20 protein-coding genes are annotated in these 17936 nt (G+C 31.0%); 9 read left to right on the forward strand and 11 right to left on the reverse strand.

From position 1 onward, the window contains the following. Positions 1-81 precede the first annotated feature (81 nt). Positions 82-783 carry a zinc metallopeptidase gene (locus tag BMX42_RS09790; protein WP_091313070.1) on the forward strand — a complete coding sequence of 234 codons (702 nt, stop codon included), beginning with the start codon at positions 82-84 and terminating at the stop codon, positions 781-783. A gap of 63 nt (positions 784-846) precedes the next feature. Here BMX42_RS09790 and BMX42_RS09795 read toward each other — a convergent pair whose 3' ends face one another. The 6 genes from BMX42_RS09795 to BMX42_RS09820 form a co-directional block, all read right to left on the reverse strand. Next, entirely contained in the window at positions 847-1221 is a 375-nt protein-coding gene (locus tag BMX42_RS09795) for a hypothetical protein (protein ID WP_143055630.1), read from the reverse strand. Between the two features lie 20 nt (positions 1222-1241). Next, a complete protein-coding gene (locus BMX42_RS09800) occupies positions 1242-2066 on the reverse strand; it encodes an N-acetylmuramidase domain-containing protein (protein ID WP_091313077.1) in 825 nt (274 codons plus the stop codon). 21 nt (positions 2067-2087) lie between these two features. Then, positions 2088-3872 (reverse strand): hypothetical protein, encoded by a 1785-nt coding sequence (locus BMX42_RS09805; protein WP_143055631.1) that lies wholly within the window; start codon positions 3870-3872, stop codon positions 2088-2090. A gap of 63 nt (positions 3873-3935) precedes the next feature. After that, positions 3936-5483, reverse strand: coding sequence for a hypothetical protein (locus BMX42_RS09810; RefSeq protein WP_143055632.1), 1548 nt, complete (start codon positions 5481-5483; stop codon positions 3936-3938). A gap of 57 nt (positions 5484-5540) precedes the next feature. After that, positions 5541-5822, reverse strand: coding sequence for a protease inhibitor I42 family protein (locus tag BMX42_RS09815; RefSeq protein ID WP_091313086.1), 282 nt, complete (start codon positions 5820-5822; stop codon positions 5541-5543). A gap of 38 nt (positions 5823-5860) precedes the next feature. Next, entirely contained in the window at positions 5861-6808 is a 948-nt protein-coding gene (locus tag BMX42_RS09820) for a C1 family peptidase (RefSeq protein ID WP_091313089.1), read from the reverse strand. Between the two features lie 268 nt (positions 6809-7076). On the opposite strand from BMX42_RS09820, the gene BMX42_RS09825 reads away from it, so the two are divergent. The 4 genes from BMX42_RS09825 to BMX42_RS09840 are packed head-to-tail and all read left to right on the forward strand — an operon-like array spanning position 7077 to position 9593. Then, on the forward strand, positions 7077-7514 hold the full coding sequence (locus BMX42_RS09825; protein WP_091313092.1) for a hypothetical protein: 438 nt from the start codon (positions 7077-7079) through the stop codon (positions 7512-7514). Next, the gene (locus BMX42_RS09830) at positions 7515-8162 is read left to right on the forward strand and encodes a hypothetical protein (protein ID WP_091313095.1); all 648 of its coding nucleotides are present in this window, start codon (positions 7515-7517) and stop codon (positions 8160-8162) included. Next, positions 8135-8947, forward strand: coding sequence for a sensor histidine kinase (locus BMX42_RS09835; protein WP_091313098.1), 813 nt, complete (start codon positions 8135-8137; stop codon positions 8945-8947). Before BMX42_RS09830 ends, BMX42_RS09835 begins: the two co-directional genes overlap by 28 nt. Positions 8948-8951: 4 nt before the next feature. After that, the gene (locus BMX42_RS09840; protein ID WP_091313101.1) at positions 8952-9593 is read left to right on the forward strand and encodes a response regulator transcription factor; all 642 of its coding nucleotides are present in this window, start codon (positions 8952-8954) and stop codon (positions 9591-9593) included. 107 nt (positions 9594-9700) lie between these two features. On the opposite strand, the gene BMX42_RS09845 is transcribed toward BMX42_RS09840, so the two are convergent. From BMX42_RS09845 to BMX42_RS09855, 3 genes are all read right to left on the reverse strand, one after another. After that, the gene (locus tag BMX42_RS09845; protein WP_091313104.1) at positions 9701-10060 is read right to left on the reverse strand and encodes a hypothetical protein; all 360 of its coding nucleotides are present in this window, start codon (positions 10058-10060) and stop codon (positions 9701-9703) included. Between the two features lie 18 nt (positions 10061-10078). Beyond that, a complete protein-coding gene (locus tag BMX42_RS09850) occupies positions 10079-10549 on the reverse strand; it encodes an Lrp/AsnC family transcriptional regulator (protein WP_091313107.1) in 471 nt (156 codons plus the stop codon). A gap of 73 nt (positions 10550-10622) precedes the next feature. Next, positions 10623-11984, reverse strand: a complete 1362-nt coding sequence (locus BMX42_RS09855) for a saccharopine dehydrogenase family protein (RefSeq protein WP_091313111.1) — start codon at positions 11982-11984, stop codon at positions 10623-10625. 120 nt (positions 11985-12104) lie between these two features. Here BMX42_RS09855 and BMX42_RS09860 point away from each other — a divergent pair, with 120 nt between their 5' ends. Both BMX42_RS09860 and pckA read left to right on the forward strand, forming a co-directional pair. Further along, positions 12105-12488, forward strand: coding sequence for a DUF423 domain-containing protein (locus BMX42_RS09860; RefSeq protein ID WP_091313114.1), 384 nt, complete (start codon positions 12105-12107; stop codon positions 12486-12488). Positions 12489-12561: 73 nt separating this feature from the next. Next, on the forward strand, positions 12562-14187 hold the full coding sequence (gene pckA / locus BMX42_RS09865; protein WP_091313118.1) for a phosphoenolpyruvate carboxykinase (ATP): 1626 nt from the start codon (positions 12562-12564) through the stop codon (positions 14185-14187). A 143-nt stretch (positions 14188-14330) separates the two neighbouring features. Here the strand turns inward: pckA and BMX42_RS09870 are convergent, their stop codons facing one another. Then, complete coding sequence (locus BMX42_RS09870; protein WP_091313406.1) at positions 14331-15080, reverse strand: uroporphyrinogen-III synthase; 750 nt, start codon at positions 15078-15080, stop codon at positions 14331-14333. Positions 15081-15102: 22 nt separating this feature from the next. Further along, the gene (locus BMX42_RS09875; RefSeq protein ID WP_317040034.1) at positions 15103-15762 is read right to left on the reverse strand and encodes a DUF4271 domain-containing protein; all 660 of its coding nucleotides are present in this window, start codon (positions 15760-15762) and stop codon (positions 15103-15105) included. A gap of 105 nt (positions 15763-15867) precedes the next feature. Between BMX42_RS09875 and BMX42_RS09880 the strand changes: the two genes are divergently transcribed. Together BMX42_RS09880 and BMX42_RS09885 are read left to right on the forward strand one after the other, a co-directional pair. After that, a complete protein-coding gene (locus tag BMX42_RS09880; protein WP_091313125.1) occupies positions 15868-16590 on the forward strand; it encodes a polyprenol monophosphomannose synthase in 723 nt (240 codons plus the stop codon). Beyond that, positions 16591-17934: a dihydroorotase gene (locus BMX42_RS09885; RefSeq protein WP_091313130.1), complete on the forward strand. Its 1344-nt coding sequence runs from the start codon at positions 16591-16593 to the stop codon at positions 17932-17934. The last annotated feature ends 2 nt before the right edge of the window (positions 17935-17936 follow it).

The raw sequence follows: 17936 nt of genomic DNA on the forward strand, positions 1-17936 counted from the left end.
GTCATTATTTTTCTGAAAATTTGAAACTGGCTTGTAATTTGATGCTTATTTTGTAACTTTAAATTTTTAAAATTAAAAACTATGTTTGATTTACCTTACATGATAATAATTGGAGTGATTGCTCTATTTAGTTGGTTAGTAAGTTCGCGCTTAAAAAGTAAGTTTGAACATTATTCGAAACTAACACTAAGAAACGGAATGTCTGGTGCTGAAATTGCAGAAAAAATGCTAGCAGACCACGGAATTCGTGATGTTAGAGTGATTTCTACACCTGGAAGATTAACCGATCATTATAATCCTGCTGATAAAACCGTAAACTTATCAGAAGCGGTTTACAACCAAAGAAATGCAGCAGCAGCAGCAGTTGCGGCTCACGAATGTGGACACGCAGTTCAACACGCTCAAGCGTATGAATGGTTAACAATGCGTTCTAAAATGGTACCAATGGTTAACGTTTCTTCAAGTATGTCGCAATGGTTAATTATGGGTGGAATTATTTTAGGTTTTGCCTCAAAATCTTCAATTGGATTTTATGTGGCTGTGGCTGGTTTAGCTTTAATGGCTGTGGCAACGGCTTTCAGTTTCATTACTTTACCAGTAGAATACGATGCAAGTAACCGTGCTTTAGCTTGGTTGAAAAATAAAAACATGCTAGGTCAAGAAGAATATGCTGGCGCAGAAGACTCTTTAAAATGGGCTGCCAGAACGTATTTAGTTGCCGCTTTAGGTGCTTTAGCTTCCTTATTATATTGGGCTTATAGAATTTTAGGCTCGAGAGATTAAGACTTAAATTCAGAAAAATACAATCCAAATTCCAAAGATACTTTCAATGGAATTTGGATTTTTTTATTCTATCAAATACCTGTTCCATGTTTGATAATTCAGTTGTTGCAAACCTGTACCTAAATTTCTAGTTTGTAATTTTTCTTGTGAACCATTTTCATAATACAGCATTAAATACAAAGTAGCATTTTCTTCAATAACATCCCAATTTCCAAAATACTCCTTTCTGCCTTGAGATGGCATAGAAAATCCGCCAGAAGAAACACTCGAAAAGGATTCTATAATAAAGGCAAAACTTTTATCGGAGCATAGAAAAAGGGATTCCGTTTTTTCATCAAACCAACCTCCACCAGAATAATCTCTGTCGCTATTTACGCTTTCTTTTTTTAGTTTTTTGTGAGATAGAACACCTATCATTTGTTGGGCTAGATAACTCATAATCTTAAATTTATGTTATACTATTTTGAATATTTCGCGTAAGCATTAGCCAATTTTGTGTCGTATTTATTGACCTTATAGCCCGCCCCATTATACCTTCTAGCAAATTCTGACCAATCTTTATTTTGTAAAAATGGTATTAAATGATTTGTACTTAAAAATCTTCCAAAAGCATTAAGATGTTCGTCTTCGTTGACATACATTTTCTGAACAAAATCATCAATACTTGTGTAGCCTAAAGGCAGAGCATGAAAACCCATAATTTGAAAGCAACCCCAAGATGCAGAAGCATTTGCGGCATCAATAAATTTTTGATCGGAGCCAAGTTGCATGGCTTTTTGTAATCTAACATGTTCGCCTTCACCACCAACATAATGTTGTTTTGTCCAACTTTTATATAACACATCCGTTGTATTACTATTACAGTAATTATTAGGATTAATACCTCTTTTTTCTAATTCCTTCCAAAAAATATGACCTTCAAATAAAATTTTAGGTTTTCCACTTAACAAAAACCCTTTTCCACTACTTTCAATTTCATTTACTGCTTTTACAGTTGCGAGTTCTAACTGGAATGTATTGGCAAAATTCATCAAATCTTGTTCCGACAAAAACTTATCATTATGATTGGTAAATTGTGCATTCAATTCGTATAATTTCGACCAACTTTTCATACCAACAATTCCATCAACAACCAAATTGTTTTTAGCTTGAAAATTTTTAACTGCTTCATCAACTGCCAAAGTAAACGAATTTGAAACCACAAGATTGTAGCCTAAATTATTAAGCATTTCACAAAGCGTAACCACTTCAGGAGTTTTGACATTGTATTTTATTGTTTTCATGATGAATAATTTTAATTAAAACTAGTTTGGGATTTTAGGGAGCTTTTCGCAAACCATACCAATTAGGAAGAAACTATCGTAGTTAACCGATTCTGGATTTAAACTATATTCTTTTGAAATCGTATTTTGATTTTCAATTTTCAACTCTTCTTCAAAAACGCTATATCCATCTTTAACAATTATAACTTTATAATTACCTACTGGAAGTTTTATTTCGGTTGAACCTTCTTTATTAGATTCAATTTCTTTAAAAAAAGAATTATTAATTCCGATTATTGATATCTCCGATTTATAAATCGCTTGTTTGGTTATCGAATCTTTAATGTTAACCACAATTGTTGTTAGATTTCCTATATTAATAGTTGTAATAATAACAGGTTTAAACAAAGCCGGATTTCCTAAAACTGCTGATTTCATGGCAGTTCTTGAAACATCCATAGTTCTTGCTGCCATCACTGGTTTAGCACTCATTATTGGTCTGGCCATTCTTATTGGTGTGACTGCAATATGTGGTGAGGCGGTAACTGGTGTTGCTACTGGTGCTGCAACAGGATTTGTCGTTTCTACTTTATTAATTTCTGCCTTATCACTATAATATTTTACATTATTTGATCTCAACGTTTCTTTATTTCTAACTGCTTTTATGAAACTAACATTGTTATTTGAGTTTACAAAAAGTTGGCTTTTCATAATAATTGGTCCGAATGAAATTAACTGATTTATATCACTAACCACATTTGCAGAAACCGTTGGATCGATATTAATTTTAAGATTTTGAATCAAAAACATTTTCTTTGGAAATGCAGGAAGCAGAAAATCGTTACTTATGGTTTCTCCATCTGAAATAGATTTTGCTTCTGTCCATTTGAAAAAACTAGAAACTAAAGAAGACAAGGAGAACCAACTTCTTTGTAAAGTCACAATTGAGAATTCTAATTCTATACCTAAGATGTTTTTCTCATCATAATCAATAGTAATAATTTCTTTTGGAAAATCGTCTTTTTGAACTTTAGCTCTTTCATACAACTCATCTAGTTCTTTTTTATCGATAGTTAATTTGATCCAACCGTTTTTATTAGACATAAAATCATAAGGAATAAAGTTGATATCGTGAAAAGTCTCCAACGACTGTAAGCCAGTTTTTGCAGAATTTTCCATAATATTTCTAGAATTCATAAGATTTGCCAAAAAAAGATCGAGACCATCAAGCTTGTTGATTTTGCTCATTGCGTTTTCAATAAGTTCTTTATGTCCTAACAACTTATGATCTACAATTAATTTTTCTTTTCTTAATAAAATATTGTTCAACTTGGTCAACCAAACTTGTTTTTCATCATCGGTTGTTAAACCATTATATTTAGCAACATGTTCTTCCCATTCAGTTATTAGTTTGTCAAATAAGGGCAAATATTTATCGTAAGCTTTTTTCTCTTTTGTAGGTTTTCCTTTGTCGTCATATAATATTTTATTGGCGTCAAGGTGTTCCGTTTCTTTGATTTGTTCTGCTTCAACTTGTTTCACCTCGATAATTTTACCATAAGCGTCAAACAAGGTATTACTTGGGTTAACATCCCAATATTTATCGGAAGAAGGAATAGAATTTAATTGAAAAGATATGTCTTGTTTTTTAAGAAATGCTTCGCCTTTAAGCGTTTCATCTATTAGCATTTGAGGCAATAGTAGATTCATTTCCTCATTATTATAAACTCGTAGTGAAGGGCAAATTAAGGGTATTTCAGATTCATTTGTACTTTGAGTTTTATAATATTCTTTTATTTTCTGGAATAATGAGATATAGTATTTCATGATTTCTTTTAGTTTAAAAAATCCAAATACCATTAATAGGCATTTGGATTTTTATAGTTAGAATTAATTAACCTCTACCCATTCGTCATCTTTAATTGATGGAAGTGGGTTTGGCGATAAGTCGATAATATTACATTTTCTTCCTAAAAGTAAAATTCCTCCAGAAGACATACCTTGACTTTCTCTTGATCCTGTTCTGTTTACTCTTTCGTCATCATATCCATAACTACCTCCAAGAACAAAAGGTCCAATAGCTAAAGCGCCACCAGCTTTTACCTCATCTTCAGTTTTTTTGTACGAATCAGATCCTTTTTTGAAACCAATTTTTAAATCAGTAATGAAGTAAAACTCTGTTGCTACAGCTGGTAACAAACCTTTACCATTTCCGTCACTAATCATTTGATTATTTAAAATATCTGCTCCGTTTTTAGAATATTTCCAATAACGTGATTTAAGGAAAGTAGTTCCTAACCAAGGACTTGAAACATAACATTTTCCAATTTTAAAAGACATTTCGAAATCGTTAAAATTAAAATTAGAATTTATTCTTTTATGTTTACCTGCTGCGCCTACACTGAAAAGCCCTGCAAAACTTGCCGCTGCACTCCAACTATGAGATGTACTTTGGTAGTTAGATTCGTAGTCGCTTTTACTAAATTTATACTCTAACCATTTAGTTGAATTTGCTAAAGTACTTGCAGGAACTGGTTGTGAGAAAAAATAAGTATTCATTCCTCCAAGACCAGTTCTTTTAGCAGCTAAAAGTTCCGATTCGTATCTTTTTTTAATGGTAATGAAATTACTGCTTTCGATTTCGTCGATATAGTTTAAAGATTTTTCAATTTTACCTTTATAACCAATACCTTCCCAACGTTTTAAAGCATCATCTCTTCTTTTGATATAGTTTCTACCATTGATAGCCATTTCTGACATAGCATCTCCTTCTCCATCAGCAACTCTTTTTTGCAAATCAGTTAATTTGTCTTCTGCTTCATAATACAACGCTTCATATTCTAAATACTTAACGTATTGTGGAGATGGGAAAGATTGAAAAATAAATTTCGGATTGTCTTCTGGATGCTCAACAAGTGAATCATCGTAATCCGGGTTTTTCAATTTTTTAACGGTTACAATATCTTTTCTTAAAGTTTCTAATTTCTTTTCCACTTTAGGATCGATTTTCGTGTTTTTAACCACACAATATTCCATTACATCTTGGTAAACATTCGATTTTGTATGATCTGGATGTGGACTAAAAATGGTAAATTTTCTAGCTCCATTACCGTCTAATTCTGGAATCATACTTGGAATTTGATCCGCTAAACGCGCAAATTCTTCAGCATGAGCATATTTGCTATACTTTTTTGAATTACGAGCTTCAGTATACTCTTCATCAGTCATTCCTTCAATTTTTGGAGTAGCTCCAAAAAAGCCTTTCAAAGCATAATCAAATGCTTCTGGGTCAATTACTACAGGAACAGGTTCCCATGCAATAAAATTGTTTGGTCCTAACATTTTTGGATCTCCTCCATTAGTTAGTTTCTTAAATACGTCGCCTAATATGTAACTCATGAAGTCACTTTCGTTTGGCATTGGTGAAAAAGTTGGCATAATATTATATTTTAATTGTTTCCTACTCTATTTTAAGGCTTTTCGGATTTCGCCATTTTAAACTATTTTTACGGTCATTGTTTTGGTTAAAGCAGGAACAATATCTTTTTCCCATACTTTATGATAATTAAAAGCAACTTCTACAATTCCTTTTTTAAGTCCTTTTATTTCGAAAATTACTTTGTGGTTTACCCCAATCATTTTTGGGTCTACTTCCTCAAAAAACTCAGAGATTGAAATTATTTTAGGTTTTGATATTGTGTATGTCCAGCTATATCCTGTAGATGGATTACTATTTAATTCTAATGAAGAAACTTCTCCTACTTTTAAACTAATCATGACGTAATTATTTATTTTAATAAAATTTCAATAACCTGTTAAAAGTTATTCGTGTTAAAAAAACTAGCGTTAACCATAGACCAAAAATCTTTAGCTAAACCTTTTAAAACATATTCATAAGGTAAATACCCATATCCAGAACTACCCCAAGATGTTCCCCAAGAATTTCTTATAAGTAAAGCACCAGTGGTTTTAGGCCCTCCAACTCCATTTTGTATTACAATATTATCATCATAACCTACAACCACAACTGCATGCCCGCCTAATACACTGTCTCCGTATTTTGGATAAGGTATTTTACCTCCATTAGAGCCTGCTTGAGAAATAGAATTATAAACTGTAAAACCAAACATAGAAGGTAAACCTGCCGCCGCATATGTTTTTACGTTGTTTAAAATAGTTGCAGGAGTTGCGCCTACAGGATCTAATCTGTAATAAGTTGTTGCTTTGTAGTTAGATGCAAACTGATAATTAAAACCAGATGGTTCTCTTTCAAAAGGATCAGTAGGTACACCATTAGCCCCTGTTTTCACATCGCTATATGGCCAATACTCTTCAGGACAAATTCCAAATCCAGCCATTGCTTTCATTGTTGTTCTTAAATAAGCACCCGTATCGCCTGTCCATTTCAATAAATTTCTTGTAACTTTATACAAGAATAGTCTAGATGCTTCAAGATGAATCCCGTAAGCTCTTCTTTGATAATATTCAAGAAGACCAACACCTGCATTTGCAGTACAAGAACCAAGTTGACCTTGATTTTCAATTGGCGAACACCAACTTCTTAAATCAACACTAGTTGCTAATGTTAAAGGAGTTTCTGCTTTTTTTGTTTTGCTTTTCGTTTTACTTTCTCCCATTACAGGATTAAATTTCATCGTTACAGCAGAAAAGATTTCTTGAACTGAAGAAGATTCAGTTGTTAAATCTCTAAAATCTGGTAGATCAGGCATCCAGCCTAATCCGTTTTCAATTGAATTTGACATAATTTATGTTTTTAGTTTATTAATAATTAAAAAAGTACTTTTATACCTTCCTGTTTTATCAAATTTGATTTTGTAAAATTGTAACTAATTGAATTCTTGGGGTAGAGCGGATTTCCTGTTTTTTGATACGGTAATTCGCAGAGGGTTTTTTAGGGGTTAATTCTATAAAATATTCAATTCTTACCTAGGCAAAAAAGGGGGTTTTTCCCCTTGTGTAGGATAAGCCTTATAAATACATTTGTACCTATAAACTAAAACAAACAAAAACATGGAACAATTTGATGAACCAACTCAATTAATAACAAAAGAATTGGCTACTGATTTAAATAACAGATATATTGAAAAAAGATCAGGGTTAATTTTATCGAATATTGGTAAAGAAGATGCTAATGCAGTTTGGTATTCTATTGAGGAATTAGAGAATTACATTAATTATGTAAAAACCAAAGGAATTGAAAATGGAATTGAAGTTAATGGAATTAGATTTTATATTGGAGTTTATCCAGAAGATGGTGTAAAATATAAAGAAAAAGCGGGTTTAACGACTATATTTCTTTCACCAACCAAAAAAAGAACATTGAATATTTTAGAAAGAAGTTTAGCTGATGATCCATTATTAGAAGTAAATGTAGATGTTACTGAAATTGAACCATTAAATTATGGCGGGATAGGTCATCCTCCAAAAATAACATATCCACAAGAATAAATGTTAGAAAATTTAAATCTATATATTGTTTATTTAGCTTTATTATCAGCAATTCCAGGAATATTTTTCTATTTCAAATTGCCTTCTAATAAAGCTAAATCGATATTATTTTTTATATGGATAGCCTTTTTTATAGATTTTATTGGTGAAAATTTTACGAAATGGACAGGGTTAGTAAGATTTCCAATCTATAATTTATACATACTTATTAGCTTTTCATATTATATATTTTTATTAAAATCATTATTAGCCAAAATCAAAAATCAAAAAATAGCATTATCTTTTCTTGTAGTATTTATAGGTGTTTATTTTATAAACATTATATTTATTCAAAACAATCTTGTCACAACATTTACTAATGTTTTTGCTATTGGTGTGATTATGATTTTATTCTTATCGTGCTTATATTTATTCGAAATATTTAGTTCTGAAAATATTTTAAATTTTAAAAAATCAATATATTTTTGGTTTATTCTTGGTATATTGGCTTTTCATGTTCCAATTTTGCCATATATGTTGGCCATAGACTTTTTCTTAATTGAAAATAACAATACCATATTCAATTTTGTTTTATTTATATTAAATTTGTTAATGCACAGTTGTTTTTTAATTGGATTTATATGCAGCGAGAAGAAATACAATTATTAATAATATCATTTAGTATAGTTTTATTTACGCTATTATTAACTGTGTTTATTTTATTCTTTTTTTTCCAGAAAAAGAAAACAAAATTTTTAACGGATAAGTTAGAAGCCGAACTGCTTTTTCAATCGGAATTAACAAAATCTAAAATTGAAATTAAAGAACAAACGCTAACTAATGTTAGTAGAGAATTACACGATAATATCGGACAAATTCTTTCCGTTGCGCTCATGCAAATGAACATTCTGATAGAAAACAATGATAGTTACACCATATCTGAATTATCAAAAATTAAGGATTTAGTTACCAAATCATTAAATGAAATTAGACTGTTATCCAAAGTAATGAATGGCGATGTGTTTTTAAAGACCAATTTTATAGCTGCAATTTCTGAAGATTTAGATAGGATTAAAGCACTTAAAAAAATAAAATGCAAAATCAATATTAACGGAGAAGTTAAAAAAATAAACACCGAACACGAGACTATAATTTATAGAATTTTACAAGAATCTATTTCAAATATATTGAGACATTCTCACAGCGATTCCATAACAATTAATATTTTATTCACTAAAAACAACTGCCAAATTGATATAATCGATACCGGAAAAGGTTTTGATTTAAAAGAGAGCACTAAAGGCTCAGGCCTTTCAAATATTAAAACTAGAGCCGACTTAATTGGAGCAAATTTTGATATTTATTCAGATGAAACTGGAACTGTATTAATGATTAACTACCCCTTAAAAAATTTAATGATTGACGACCCCATAAAAAAAGAAAATTACATTTAAAATTATGGAAAAAATTAAAATAATGATCGTTGACGATCATTTATTATTCTCTCAATCACTTTCTTTTTTAATAAGTACTTTTAAAGAATTTGAAGTATGTGGAAGTTATATTAATGGAAAAGAATTTACGAATGCCGTAGAAGCAGAAAATTTTGAAAAGCCTAATATAATTCTACTTGATGTAAACATGCCAATTATGGATGGCATTGAAACTATGAAATGGCTTAAACAAAATCATCCAGATTTAAAAGTTTTAGCACTTTCAGTAAATGATGATGAAGAAACTATAATGAAAATGATTACTAATGGAGCAAAAGGATATTTATTAAAAGATACCGATCCAAAAACATTTAAAGAAGCTTTACTTGAAGTATATAACAAAGGGTTTTATTACACGGAAATAGTTTCAGGGTTTTTGATAAACAAATTAAACCAAACCGAGAATAAAATTATTCTAAAAGAACGTGAAGTAGAGTTTATTAAATTAGCATGTACCGAAAAAACATACAAAGAAATTGCTGATGGAATGTGTTTAAGTCCGAAGACTATTGATGGTTATCGTGAAAATTTATTTCAAAAATTAGAACTAAAAACAAGAATTGGTTTAGTACTGTATGCTATAAAACACAAAATTGTTTGCATATAATCTTCCAAAAAAGTAGAAAACCTAAACTAATCCTTCTATTTTTTATTTCAATGAAAAACAAGTTTCAGTTTAAGAAACACTGTTTTTCATTGAATTTTTTATATTAATTATTCTGGCATACTTTGTTTTTCCCATCTCTCTAAAACAGCAATTAAACTATCATTTAAAGCTGGTTTCTTATTTTTAAATGGCATAAATTGAGCGTGATCTTTAGGTAATTTGACTCTCGCAATAATATCTTTTATATTTTCTTTTACATGTACATAATTATCCAATGGTTTTTTTCTTCCTTCAGGCGGAAAATGACAAGGCGTACAACTGTTTTGCATAATTGGTAAAATATCTGCATTAAAACTGACTGGTTTTTCTTTTGGAATGTTTTCAACTCCACTTGTTTTCACAGTATTACATTTAATTGAAATTACTACTATTGCAACTAAAGGAAGTAAAAATTTAATTTTTTTCATAACTTTCTGTATTAAAATTTATAACTGGATTTGTCTTTCTATTTGTTGCTCCAATGAAATATAAGTTTCCGTACGAGATACGCCATTGATACTTTGAATTTTCTTGTTTAGTAATTGCATTAAATGCTCGTTATCTCTACAAATAATTTTAGTTAAAATACTCCAATTTCCTGTGGTATAATGACATTCCAATACTTCCGGAATTTTTCTTAATTCTTTTACGGTTTCAGTATTATTTGAAGCTTTATCTAAATAAATTCCGATAAATGCCATTGTTTTATAACCTAAAACTTTATTGTCTACCACATATTTGGAACCCGAAATCACTCCAGCTTGTTCTAATTTTTTTAAACGTTGATGAATAGCTGCTCCTGAAATTCCTAGTTTATTCGCAATTTGAAGAATCGGTTTTCTAGCGTCTTCCATTAAATTACGAAGGATTTCTTTATCAATTCCGTCAATTTCAATTTGTAAGTGATTTATCTTCATAGCTTGTAGTTTTAAATAAAAAATCCGAAATAAGTTACTATTTCGGATTAAAGTTATGAAAATTATTTAAATTTTAAACAGAAAAATCATAGCCAAAATAAGGCACTTCAAATTCTTTAAATAAAACACCGTAATCTTCTAATTCTTTTAAAATAGGTTCGTACACTTCTTTAGAAATTGGCAATTGCACACCAGCTATAGTAATTTCACCATTTAAAATTTTTAAAGCCGCAATAGCAACTGGTAAACCAACCGTTTTTGCCATAGCTGTGTATGTTTGATCGTCACCTAAACAAACCATAGTGGAATCCATTTGTCTTTCTTCACCATTGATTTCATATCCAATCTTATGATACATCACAATCATGTCTTTATCATTTGGTTGTAAGGTCCATTTATCAGCTAATATTTTTTCTAACATTTGAGCTGGAGTCGCATTCTTTAAACCAGAAATACTTGTTTTACTAAACAAATCTAATTCTAGCAATTTATCCCAAATGACATCGTCTTGATCAATTTTTAATTGATGTCTGAATTTAATTTCGATTGAATCTGTTGGATGATAAGGTAAAAATAAATTTACAAAATCTCTATTGCTCATGTGTTCCGAATCGTCCACAATATAGGTATCGTCTGTCATACCCAATTGCACAAAAACGTCCCAAGCTTTAGAAAAACCAACTCTTCTTATGGTTCCACGATAACATGTTTTTACATCTTCCAAACCATAAATTTCTCTGTATTTTAAAGAATCTCTATTCGCGTAAGCTTCAAATCTTCCGAAATCTTCTACCTCTAAAAATTCTGTTCTTCTAAATAATTTATTATAGGGAATATATTTATAAGTGCCTTCTTGAATGAATTTTGCAGCACCACCTTGTCCGGCTAAAACGACATTTCTCGGATTCCAAGTAAATTTATAGTTCCATAAATTATCATCACTTTCTGGAGCTACTAATCCACCACAAAACGATTCGAAAAGAATAATTTTTCCACCTTCGCTTCTAATTTCGTCCATAATTTTCATGGCGCTCATGTGGTCAATTCCTGGATCTAGACCAATTTCATTCATTAAAACGATATCATTTTCTTTCGCCACAGCATCTAAAGCTTGCATTTCTGGACTAATATAAGATGCTGTAACCATATGTTTTTTATATGCAACACAATCCTTAGCCACTTCAATATGCATGTGTGCTGGCAACATAGAAATTACCACATCTGCTTGTTGAATTTCTTGTTTACGTTGGTCGTCATTAAAAACATCAAAAGTAATAGCTCTTGAATTTTTATGATTCCCCGTTTTCTTTTTGGCTAAATCTTCAGACAAATCGCCAATGGTAACAAATAAATTTTCTGCTTCCGACTTGTCTAATAAATATTTTATAAGTGAAGAAGCAGATCTACCTGCTCCAATAATTAAAATCTTTCTCATTATTTCTAAAATATCACACGAAGGTAATAAAATGTTGTATTTCTAAAAAATAAAACCATAATAATATAAAAAAAATTGCGTTTAAGTTTAATATATTTGTACTGAATTTAAAACGAATCCATGGAAAAGAAGATTTTATTAGCCGCTTGTATATTAGGGTTTTTAGCCATTATTTTTGGCGCATTTGGCGCTCACGCCTTAAAGAAAACACTAACTCCCGAGCAATTAAATTCTTTTGAAACAGGTGTCAAATACCAAATGTATCATGCTTTATTTCTGTTGTTTATAGGAATGACACAAGTGATATCACTAAAAGAAAAAGCTGTTTTGTTTTATTTAGTTTTGGTTGGCGTGCTGTTTTTTTCAGGTTCGATTTACATTTTAACGACAAGTGCAATTACTGGAATTAAATCTAAAATATTTGGTCCGATAACGCCTCTTGGGGGATTATTTTTAATCTTTTCTTGGGGATATTTATTTTACGCTATTTTAACGAAAAAATAACAGAAATCGCTAATTTGTCAAATTATTGTTTAATTTTGCACTTTAAATAAAAGCAACATAACTTATTTATTTTATGAATACATACGATCAATCTACGAAATCGATTTCGTTAGAAAAATATGGAATCAAAAATGTTAAAGAAATCGTTTATAATCCGTCATACGATTTATTATATGACGAAGAGTTAAGCGACAACCTACAAGGCTTTGAAAAAGGGCAATTAACTGAACTTGGCGCGGTTAATGTAATGACAGGTGAATTTACTGGTCGTTCTCCAAAAGATAAATATATTGTTAAAGATGCTACAACTGAAAACACAATTTGGTGGAATTCTGAAAAAGCAGTAAATGATAATAAACCTATCTCAACTGAAACTTGGAATGCTTTAAAAGAAACTACTGTTTCGCAATTATCTGAAAAAAGATTATTTGTAGTAGATGCTTTTTGTGGCGCAAACGAAAACACGCGTTTAAAAGTTCGTTTCATTATGGAAGTGGCTTGGCAAGCACACTTTGTAACTAATATGTTTATTAGACCAACTGCTGAAGAATTAGTAACTTTTGGTGAGCCAGATTTCGTAGTTATGAATGGCTCAAAAACTTCTTTCAAAGATTACGCCGCTCATAATTTAAATTCTGAAGTATACGTTGCCTTCAACTTAACTGAAAAAATTCAGTTAATTGGTGGGACTTGGTATGGTGGTGAAATGAAAAAAGGTCTGTTTTCATTAATGAACTATTACTTACCACTACAAGGAATTGCTTCAATGCACTGTTCTGCAAATAAAGGAAAAAATGGTGATGTCGCTGTTTTCTTTGGATTATCAGGAACAGGAAAAACTACCTTATCTACAGATCCAAAACGTGAATTAATCGGTGATGACGAGCACGGATGGGATAATGATGGTGTTTTCAACTTCGAAGGTGGATGTTATGCAAAAACTATCGATTTAAGTAAAGAAAACGAACCAGATATTTTCAATGCTATTCGTAAAGATGCGCTATTAGAAAACGTTACTGTTGACGCCAACGGAAAAATCGACTTCAAAGACGGTTCAGTTACACAAAACACGCGTGTTTCTTACCCAATTTATCATATTGACAATATCGTAAAACCGGTTTCTAAAGCAGGTCACGCGAATAAAGTTATCTTTTTAACTGCTGATGCTTTCGGAGTTATGCCTCCAGTATCTAAGTTAACTCCAGAACAAACTAAATATTATTTCTTATCAGGATTTACAGCTAAGTTGGCTGGAACTGAAAGAGGTGTTACACAACCAGAACCAACATTTTCTGCTTGTTTCGGAAAAGCCTTTTTATCTTTACACCCAACTAAATACGGTCAGGAATTGGTAAAGAAAATGGAAGAACATAAAGCAACTGCTTATATGGTTAACACAGGTTGGAATGGAACTGGAAAACGTATTTCTATTAAAGACACTCGCGCTATTATCGATGCGATTTTAGATGGTTCTATTGAAAATGCTGAAACTACAGTTGTACCAACATTCAATTTCGTAGTTCCTACATCATTAAACAATGTAGATTCAAACATTTTAGATCCAAGAAATACATATGCAGATGCTTCTGAATGGACAACTAAAGCGGAAGATTTAGCTGGAAGATTCATTAAAAACTTCGTACAATACACAGACAATGAAGAAGGTGCTGCTTTGGTTAATGCAGGTCCAAAGTTATAATTAATACAACCAAAATACTACTGAAAAAACGCCTTGAAAATTCAAGGCGTTTTTTTGTGAGTTAAAGTCAGAAAAGAAAGAAGACAAATAAAAAAAAGCGCTCATTTCTGAACGCTTTATATATTTAATAATAAAGTAATTTTTTATTTTCCTTTATTCACTTCTGCTACATATTTTTCTAATGCACCTGTCATCGATGGTGTTCCTGGTGCTGGCGCCATGATATCCACTCTTAAACCGTGATCTAAAGCTTCTTTTTGAGTGGTTGTACCAAATACCGCAATACGCGTATTATTTTGCTCAAAATCAGGGAAATTTTTAAATAACGATTTGATTCCTGTTGGACTAAAAAATGCTAATACATCGTAATACACATCTTTCAAGTCTGTTAAATCACTCATTACTGTTTTGTAGAAAATTCCTTGTTTCCATTCCACTTTTAAACCATCAAGTGTTTGTGGCACATCATGATTTAATTGATCTGTATTTGGCAATAAAAACTTTTCGTCTTTATATTTTTTAATAAGCGGCGCTAAGTCAGCGAAGTCTTTTTGACCGACATAAATTTTACGTTTTCTGTACACCACATATTTTTGCAAATAAAACGCAACAGCTTCCGATTGACAAAAATATTTCAAATCCTCAGGAATTTTATATCTCATTTCTTCAGCTACTCTGAAAAAATGATCTACTGAGTTTTTACTTGTAAATATAATTGCAGTAAAATTATTTAAATCGATTTTCTGTACCCTAACTTCTTTAGCCGGAACTCCTTCTACATGAATAAAAGGTCTAAAATCAATTTTTACCTTAAATTTATTTTGCAGATCATAATATGGAGAATTTTCCACTTTCGGCTCTGGTTGTGAAACCAAAATCGTTTTCACTTTCAAATTTGACATATCTAACAAATTCCTAATTTTTCGTTACCCAATAATACATGAAATAATACGGTGCTATTTCAAGCGTGCAAAGATACAAAATAAAATAAAACAATTTACCAACTATCATCTTTTGATAAGTTTTTACTAAAAAATAATACGTAAATACATTATAAAGTAAGAAAATACCCAGTATTACATAGAAAACTTCTTTAATAGGAATTGCATTATAATACAAAACAATGTTGACTGGCAACAAAATAAATCCTAAAAAAGCTCTATAATTGGTTTTTATCAAGTTAAATTGATCCACAACACTTTCAGAATCAATAGCTGTACCGACAATTTTTTCTATTAAAAATTTCGATAAAACAAACACAAAAAGGAAGGTAATAATTTGAATATAAGTAATATAATTATCCGTTTTTGTATAATTAAAAAAACTTAAAAGCAGTAAAATAAAAAACGAAAATGATATTAATTGAATAATAAACATGGAAATAGTAAACCAGTTCAACAAGTTATTCGTGTCTTTATACACTTTATTGTACTTATCCGAATAACCTAATTTCAAAAACTCATTAAACCTAACAGAGAAAATAGATTTGTTAAGCGCAATGATTGCTATGGCTAACACAAATAATATTGTGGCCCAATCTTTGTTTACTAAAATTCGTTCTGATAATTGCATCATGTTCATACCGCAAAAGTAACAAAAAAAATTACTATGAATTAATTATAATATTATTAAGACATTAAATCTAAAAAAATCTTAATTTTGCAACGAAAATAAAATCTCATGTCAGCAGGAATAGTAATTATACCTACCTATAACGAAATTGAAAATATTGAACGAATTGTTCATGCTGTTTTTCAATTGCCTTCAACTTTTCACGTATTAATTGTGGATGATAATTCACCAGACGGAACTTCGCAAAAAGTAGTCGAATTACAACAACAATATGCAGGAAAATTGTTTTTAGAAGTTCGTACGAAAAAATCTGGGCTAGGAACCGCATATGTACATGGTTTCAAATGGGCTTTATCTCATGAATATCAATATATTTATGAAATGGATGCCGATTTTTCTCATAATCCAAACGATTTAGAGAAATTATATCTAGCTTGTCAAAACGGCGCAGATGTAGCTATTGGTTCTAGATATTCTAAAGGTGTAAATGTAGTAAACTGGCCATTAAACAGAGTTTTGATGTCGTATTTTGCTTCGGTTTACGTGAAATTTATTACTGGAATGCAAATTCATGATGCTACGGCTGGTTTTATTTGCTACAGAAGAAATGTGTTGGAAAAGATAAACATCGATAAAATCAAGTTTGTGGGTTATGCCTTTCAAATTGAGATGAAATACCGTGCTTTTGTGCACAAATTTAAGATTGAAGAAGTGCCAATTATTTTTACCGATAGAACTTTAGGTGAATCTAAAATGAGTGGTGCGATTATTCGCGAAGCCGTGATTGGCGTGATTATGTTACGAATTAGAAAAATATTTAATAGACTATAAATGAACACATTTTTAATTAAAAATGCAAAGATTGTAAATGAAGGAAGCATCTTCGAAGGAGATGTGTTAATTGAAAATGAAATAATAAGTCAGATTGCAGAAAGTATTAGTCCAAAATCTTCAAACTGTATCATTATTGATGCAGAAGGAAGTTTTTTAATGCCTGGTGTAATTGATGATCAAGTACATTTTAGAGAACCTGGCTTAACGCACAAAGGCGATATTTCTTCGGAAAGTAGAGCTGCAGTAGCTGGAGGAATTACTTCATTTATTGAACAACCAAATACTGTTCCGAACGCAATTACACAAGAATTACTTGAAGATAAGTATCAAATTGCTGCCAAAACATCGCATGCGAATTATTCGTTTATGATGGGCGGAACCAACGACAATTTGGAAGAAGTTTTAAAAACCAATCCGAAAAATGTTGCTGGAATCAAATTATTTTTAGGTTCATCAACTGGAAACATGTTGGTGGATAATCCGGAAACGCTAGAAAAAATATTTTCTTCAACAAAAATGCTTATTGCGGTTCATTGTGAAGATGAAGCAACAATTAAAGCCAATTTAGAGAAATATATGGCTGAATATGGTGATGATATTCCTGTGAATAAACATCATTTAATTCGAAGCGAAGAAGCGTGTTATTTATCGTCATCAAAAGCAATTGAATTAGCTCAAAAAACAGGAGCGCGTTTGCATATTTTCCATGTTTCTACAGCGAAAGAAACCGAATTGTTTACGAATAAAATTCCGTTAGAAGACAAAAAAATTACGGCAGAAGTTTGTGTGCATCACTTATGGTTTACCGATAAAGATTACGACACTAGAGGAAATTTAATAAAATGGAATCCGGCTGTAAAAACGCAAACGGACCAAGATGGTTTATGGAAAGCATTGCTTGACGACAGAATAGACGTAATTGCAACTGATCATGCACCTCATACTTTCGAAGAAAAACAAAACAAATATACGAGTTGTCCTAGTGGTGCGCCAATGGTACAACATGCATTAGTTGTGATGATGGAAGCATATATTAAAGGTAAAATTTCTGTAGAAAAAATTGTAGAAAAAATGTGCCATAATCCAGCTAAGATTTTCAAAATTGAGAATCGTGGATTTATAAAAGAAGGTTATTTTGCCGATTTAGTATTGGTGAATCCGCACATGCCGTGGAACGTAAAAAAAGAAAATATTTTATATAAATGTGGCTGGTCGCCTTTAGAAGACATTAACTTCAAATCGCGTATTTCACATACATTTGTGAACGGAAAACTAGTGTATTCAAATGGTAAAGTAAAAGATATTATCGCAGGTCAGCGCTTAACTTTTAACAGAGAATAGTA

The organism is Flavobacterium terrigena (genome assembly GCF_900108955.1).
Taxonomy (GTDB): Bacteria; Bacteroidota; Bacteroidia; order Flavobacteriales; family Flavobacteriaceae; genus Flavobacterium; species Flavobacterium terrigena.

Excerpts from the sequence above, each read along its gene's own strand:
- BMX42_RS09790 (WP_091313070.1), top strand. The coding sequence starts at position 82 with ATGTTTGATTTACCTTACATGATAATAATTGGAGTGATTGCTCTATTT.
- BMX42_RS09795 (WP_143055630.1), bottom strand. The coding sequence starts at position 1,221 with ATGAGTTATCTAGCCCAACAAATGATAGGTGTTCTATCTCACAAAAAA.
- BMX42_RS09800 (WP_091313077.1), bottom strand. The coding sequence starts at position 2,066 with ATGAAAACAATAAAATACAATGTCAAAACTCCTGAAGTGGTTACGCTT.
- BMX42_RS09805 (WP_143055631.1), bottom strand. The coding sequence starts at position 3,872 with ATGAAATACTATATCTCATTATTCCAGAAAATAAAAGAATATTATAAA.
- BMX42_RS09810 (WP_143055632.1), bottom strand. The coding sequence starts at position 5,483 with ATGCCAACTTTTTCACCAATGCCAAACGAAAGTGACTTCATGAGTTAC.
- BMX42_RS09815 (WP_091313086.1), bottom strand. The coding sequence starts at position 5,822 with ATGATTAGTTTAAAAGTAGGAGAAGTTTCTTCATTAGAATTAAATAGT.
- BMX42_RS09820 (WP_091313089.1), bottom strand. The coding sequence starts at position 6,808 with ATGTCAAATTCAATTGAAAACGGATTAGGCTGGATGCCTGATCTACCA.
- BMX42_RS09825 (WP_091313092.1), top strand. The coding sequence starts at position 7,077 with ATGGAACAATTTGATGAACCAACTCAATTAATAACAAAAGAATTGGCT.
- BMX42_RS09830 (WP_091313095.1), top strand. The coding sequence starts at position 7,515 with ATGTTAGAAAATTTAAATCTATATATTGTTTATTTAGCTTTATTATCA.
- BMX42_RS09835 (WP_091313098.1), top strand. The coding sequence starts at position 8,135 with ATGCAGCGAGAAGAAATACAATTATTAATAATATCATTTAGTATAGTT.
- BMX42_RS09840 (WP_091313101.1), top strand. The coding sequence starts at position 8,952 with ATGGAAAAAATTAAAATAATGATCGTTGACGATCATTTATTATTCTCT.
- BMX42_RS09845 (WP_091313104.1), bottom strand. The coding sequence starts at position 10,060 with ATGAAAAAAATTAAATTTTTACTTCCTTTAGTTGCAATAGTAGTAATT.
- BMX42_RS09850 (WP_091313107.1), bottom strand. The coding sequence starts at position 10,549 with ATGAAGATAAATCACTTACAAATTGAAATTGACGGAATTGATAAAGAA.
- BMX42_RS09855 (WP_091313111.1), bottom strand. The coding sequence starts at position 11,984 with ATGAGAAAGATTTTAATTATTGGAGCAGGTAGATCTGCTTCTTCACTT.
- BMX42_RS09860 (WP_091313114.1), top strand. The coding sequence starts at position 12,105 with ATGGAAAAGAAGATTTTATTAGCCGCTTGTATATTAGGGTTTTTAGCC.
- pckA (WP_091313118.1), top strand. The coding sequence starts at position 12,562 with ATGAATACATACGATCAATCTACGAAATCGATTTCGTTAGAAAAATAT.
- BMX42_RS09875 (WP_317040034.1), bottom strand. The coding sequence starts at position 15,762 with ATGATGCAATTATCAGAACGAATTTTAGTAAACAAAGATTGGGCCACA.
- BMX42_RS09880 (WP_091313125.1), top strand. The coding sequence starts at position 15,868 with ATGTCAGCAGGAATAGTAATTATACCTACCTATAACGAAATTGAAAAT.
- BMX42_RS09885 (WP_091313130.1), top strand. The coding sequence starts at position 16,591 with ATGAACACATTTTTAATTAAAAATGCAAAGATTGTAAATGAAGGAAGC.